Origin of the sequence: Kineococcus indalonis, from assembly GCF_009906395.1 — a bacterium.
Lineage (GTDB): Bacteria > Actinomycetota > Actinomycetes > Actinomycetales > Kineococcaceae > Kineococcus > Kineococcus indalonis.
This window is the reverse complement of record NZ_JAAALM010000358.1, coordinates 1-4,287: the sequence shown is the minus strand read 5'-3', so window position 1 is coordinate 4,287 and position 4,287 is coordinate 1. Positions and strand designations below refer to the sequence as shown.

Genomic DNA, 4,287 nt, shown 5'->3' with positions numbered 1-4,287 from the left:
CTGAGGTCCGGGACGCGCGAGGGCCGGCCCACCCGTGCGGGTGGACCGGCCCAGGGCGCCGTGCGCCGTGCCCGGCGCGGGTGCTCCGCTCAGGCGCTGCGCTTGATGAGCGACCGGCTGCGCAGCAGCTCCAGCCGCTCGTCGAGCAGCACCTCGAGCTCGGCGATGGTGCGCCGCTCCAGGAGCATGTCCCAGTGCGTGCGCGCGGGCTTGCCGTTCTTCTTCTCCGGCGCCTCGGTGTCGGCGCGCAGCGCCTCCGCCCCGCAGCGGCACTCCCACAGCGCGGGCACGTCGGCTTCCAGCGACATGGGCACCACGGTGGTGTGTCCGTTGGGGCAGTGGTACGTGACCTTCTGGCGCTCGGCCAGTTCGACGCCGGACTCGCTCTCGAGGCTCGCGGCCCCGAGGCGGGACCCTCGAAGGTTGCGCTCGCTCATGTGACCTCCCCACGTACGGTTCCCTGCCCTCCCGCGGACCCGGGGGGAAGGGGACTCGTCTGGTAGAACGCGGTCGGTCCGGCCCCTGTTCCGCGCGTGTCGCGGCGAACGTGTGGAGGTCGTGTGCGCAGCGGAGTGAGTCCATCACTTTCAGTAATGAATCTGTGGCGCCGCGTGTCCCCCGGACAGGGGTCAGCGCTCACGGCGCAGCCCGCACGGGCCGGCGCTGCGCTCAGACCTGACCGGCGTCGCGCGCCCCGGCGGCGGTGTCCACCCGCGCCAGCAGGCCCGCCCCGACGACGAAGAACGCCAGCAGCGCCACCAGCGCCGGCCGGTAGGAACCGGTCAGCTGGGCCACCAGGCCGAAGACCAGGGTCCCCAGCCAGCTCGTGCCGCGCTCACCGGCCTGGTAGAGCCCGAAGTACTCCGCCTCGGCCCCCACGGGCACCAGGCGGCTGAACATCGACCGCGCCAGCGCCTGCGTGCCGCCCAGCACCAGCCCGATGAGCACGGCCAGCGCCAGCCACGTGCCGAACGCGCCGCGCGGCACCGCGAAGGCCGCCAGCACCACCACGATCCACAGCCCCAGCCCGGCGAGCACCGTGCGCTGGGCGCCGAAGCGCCGGGCCAGGCGCCCGAAGGCCAGCGCCCCGCCGAAGGCGACGCCCTGCACCAGCAGCACCGTGGTGATCAGCTGGGCGGAGCTGAAGCCGAGCTCCTCCTGCCCGTACACGCTGGCGGCGGCCACCACGGTCTGGATGCCGTCGTTGAAGACCAGGTACGCCAGCAGGAAGCGCAGCGCCTGCGGGTAGCGCCGCAACCCCCGCAGCGTGCGCACCAGCTGCCGCAGCGGCGCCAGCGCACCGCGCCCGCCGGCGGCCGGGGCCACCGCGCGCGCCGGCAGGCGCCGCAGGCCCAGCACGGGCACCAGGGTGAACACCCCCCACCACAGCCCCGCCGAGGCCAGCGAGACGCGCACCGCCCCCTCCTCGTCCAGGCCGAGGGCGCCGGGGGAGGAGACCAGCGCCAGGTTCAGCGCCAGCAGCAGGAAGCCGGCCAGGTACCCGGCGGCCCAGCCGCGCGAGGAGACCGCGTCCCGCTCCGCCGGGGCGGCCACGTCGCACAGCAGCGCGTCGTTGACCACGCTGGAGGAGACCAGGGAGGTCGTGGCGACCAGCGTCAGCAGGACACCCAGCTCCCAGCGGTCGCCGCCCAGGGCCACCATCGCGGTGGCGGCCGCTGCCCCGGGCCAGGCCAGGGCGCCCAGCAGGCGGTGCCGCCGGCGGGTCCGGTCGGCCAGCGCCCCCACCAGCGGCAGCAGCAGCGCCGCCAGCAGCGTGGCCAGCGTCGTGGTGTACAGCGCCAGCGAGCCGGGGGCCACCTGCACCCCCAGCACCGACAGGGTGCGGGTGCACCCCTCGGTCACCGGCCCGCACGCCGCCCGGCGCGCCAGCACCGTCAGGTACGGCGCCAGCAGCACCGTCTGGGTGGTGGTGACGTACGCGGAGTTGGCCCAGTCGTACACGTACCAGCTGCGCCGGGCGCGCAGCAGCGCGCGCTCCCCGGCCGCCGGCGGGTCCGCCGCCGGTGCCCGCGGGTTCACCGGGGCTCCCGCCGGTGCCTCACGCCCCCACCCACTGCCCGCGCGCCCGCAGCGCCTCGCGCAGCAGGTCGGCGCGGTCGGTGATGATGCCGTCCACGCCGAGGTCGAGCAGGGCGTGCACCTGCGCGGGGTCGTCCACGGTCCACACGTGCACCTGCGCCCCCGCGCGGTGCGCGGCGTCCACGAAGCCCTGCGAGACGACGCTCAGGCCGCCGTGCCGCACCGGCACCTGCAGCGCGTCCACCGCGCCGCCCCCGTCGCCGCGGGCGCCGGCGCCCAGGGCGGTGCGCACGAGGGCGGGCGCCCCCAGGCGCACGCCCAGCAGGGCCGCGGCGGTGCGCGGCAGGCTCGCCGAGGTCGCCGGCGCCGCACCGCCCGGCCCGGTGCCCGCGGCCGCCAGCGCCGCGCGGCGGCGCCGCTCGCCGAAGGAGGTCAGCAGCACCCGCTCGTGCGCGCCGGTGCGGCGCAGCACCTCGCCGATGCCGGCCAGCGCGGCGGCGCTCTTGACGTCGACGTTGAAGCGCGCCCGCGGGAAGGCGCCGAGCACGTCCTCCAGCAGCGGCACCGCCTCGCCGGCGCCGGGGCCGGTGCCCACGCGCGCGGCGCGCACCACCGACCACGGCAGGTCCGCCAGGCGCCCGCTCACGTCGCTGACGCGGTCCAGCTGCTCGTCGTGGAAGGCGACCAGCCGCCCGTCGGCCGTGGCGCGCACGTCGGTCTCCAGGTACCGGTAGCCCAGCCGCACGGCCGCCTCGAAGGCGGCCAGGGTGTTCTCGCGCCCGTCGAGGGAGAAGCCGCGGTGCGCGATGGCCAGCGGGCCGGGGTGCTCGCAGAAGGCGTGCCGCGCCGGCGGGCGCGGCACCGCCGCCCGCACCGGGGCGCCGCCGGGCGGAGCCGGCGGGGGGGTGGGCATCAGCCGGTGTACTCCCAGTGCCACGGCTCGAACTGCCCGCTGCGGTTCTGCGCCCAGGCGGGGTTGATCCACCCGTACAGGGCGGCGTTGCGGTCCATCCAGGTGTGCTCGGCGGAGGTGGCGTTCTGGATGCCGCCGCCGAGGTCCACGGCGATGCCCAGCCCGTGCCGGCTGGTGCCCGGCCGGGCGGCCAGGCCCGGCTTGCGGGCCGCGACGTCGATCTGCCCGGCCAGCGAGCGGTAGGAGTCGGTGACCGAGATGGGCTTGCCGAACTCGGAGGCGAACGCCTCGCTGAGCCGGTTGAACGCCGCGGCGGCGTCCGCGCGCAGCACGTGGCGGGAGGCGCCCCACAGCGGGCACAGCGCCGCGCGCGGGATCATGCCGTTGGCGTACCCGGCGGTGGAGGCGCCCGTGCAGTCGCCCACGGGACCGGTCACCCCGCCCGACACGCTGGTCGAGCCCGAGGAGCCCGACGAGGACGAGGCGGCGGCCGCGGCAGCCGCGGCCGCCGCGGCTGCCGCAGCGGCCGCCTCGTCGGCGATCCGCTTGGCGGTGGCCAGGTTCGTCGCGCGCTGCTCGGCGCTCAGGGCGCTGCCGCTGGCGCGCGCCTGCAGGTCGGCCAGCTCGGCGACCTGGGTGCGCTGCTGCTCCACGAGCGCGTCGGCCTGCTGCTTGGCCGCCACCGCCAGGTCGGCCTGGGTGCGCGCCTCCACGGCGGCCTGCTGGGCGCGGGCGGTGGCGTCGGCCTGCACCCGCTGCGCCTCCTCGTAGGCGCTGACGGCGCTGCTGCGCCCGTCGCCGATGCGCTTGACCGAGGCCAGGGCGCTGGCGGTCTCGTCCGTGGGGCCCTGCTGCAGGACGGTCACCAGGCTGGAGTACTGCTGCAGCGACCCGCCGCCGCGGTACGCCTGCGACGCCCACTGGCCCAGGTCCTTCTTGCCCTCGGCCAGGGTCGCCTCGGCCTCCGCCAGGCGCTGGCGCTGGGCGGCCTCCTCGGCCTCGGCGGCGGCCTTGGCCTCCATGGCCGTCTGGTAGCGCTCCAGGGCGGCGCTGGCCTGCGCGGCCAGCGCGTCCAGCGCCGACTGCGCCCCCGTCAGCTGCTGCAGCGCCGCCTCGGCGGCCGCGCGGGTGGCCTGCGCCTCGCGCCGCGCCTGCTCGAGCTCCTCGGCCGTGGGGGCCGGTGCGGTGCTCACCGCCGCGGCGGCCACCGGCACGACCGTGACGGCCGACGCCGCCGGGGCGCCGCCCAGGCCCAGGCAGCCCGCGCCCAGGGCCGCGAACGCCAGCAGCGCCGCCGGCCGGCGCGCGGCGCCGGCGGGGTGCGTCGGCACGGG

General features: G+C 77.7%; 4 protein-coding genes. All 4 read right to left on the bottom strand.

Annotated features, from left to right (window positions below):
- Positions 1-89: 89 nt before the first annotated feature.
- On the bottom strand, positions 90-437 hold the full coding sequence (locus tag GTR00_RS15595; RefSeq protein ID WP_166612513.1) for an RNA polymerase-binding protein RbpA: 348 nt from the start codon (positions 435-437) through the stop codon (positions 90-92).
- A gap of 232 nt (positions 438-669) precedes the next feature.
- Complete coding sequence (locus GTR00_RS15590; protein WP_166612512.1) at positions 670-2,040, bottom strand: MFS transporter; 1,371 nt, start codon at positions 2,038-2,040, stop codon at positions 670-672.
- A 19-nt stretch (positions 2,041-2,059) separates the two neighbouring features.
- Complete coding sequence (locus tag GTR00_RS15585; RefSeq protein ID WP_166612511.1) at positions 2,060-2,953, bottom strand: glycerophosphodiester phosphodiesterase family protein; 894 nt, start codon at positions 2,951-2,953, stop codon at positions 2,060-2,062.
- Positions 2,953-4,287 (bottom strand): M15 family metallopeptidase (locus GTR00_RS15580; protein ID WP_166612510.1); only part of this gene is annotated, 1,335 nt, incomplete at its 5' end. The genes GTR00_RS15585 and GTR00_RS15580, both read right to left, overlap by 1 nt.

Coding starts and splice junctions, on each gene's coding strand:
- GTR00_RS15595 (WP_166612513.1), bottom strand. CDS start 437: ATGAGCGAGCGCAACCTTCGAGGGTCCCGCCTCGGGGCCGCGAGCCTC.
- GTR00_RS15585 (WP_166612511.1), bottom strand. CDS start 2,953: ATGCCCACCCCCCCGCCGGCTCCGCCCGGCGGCGCCCCGGTGCGGGCG.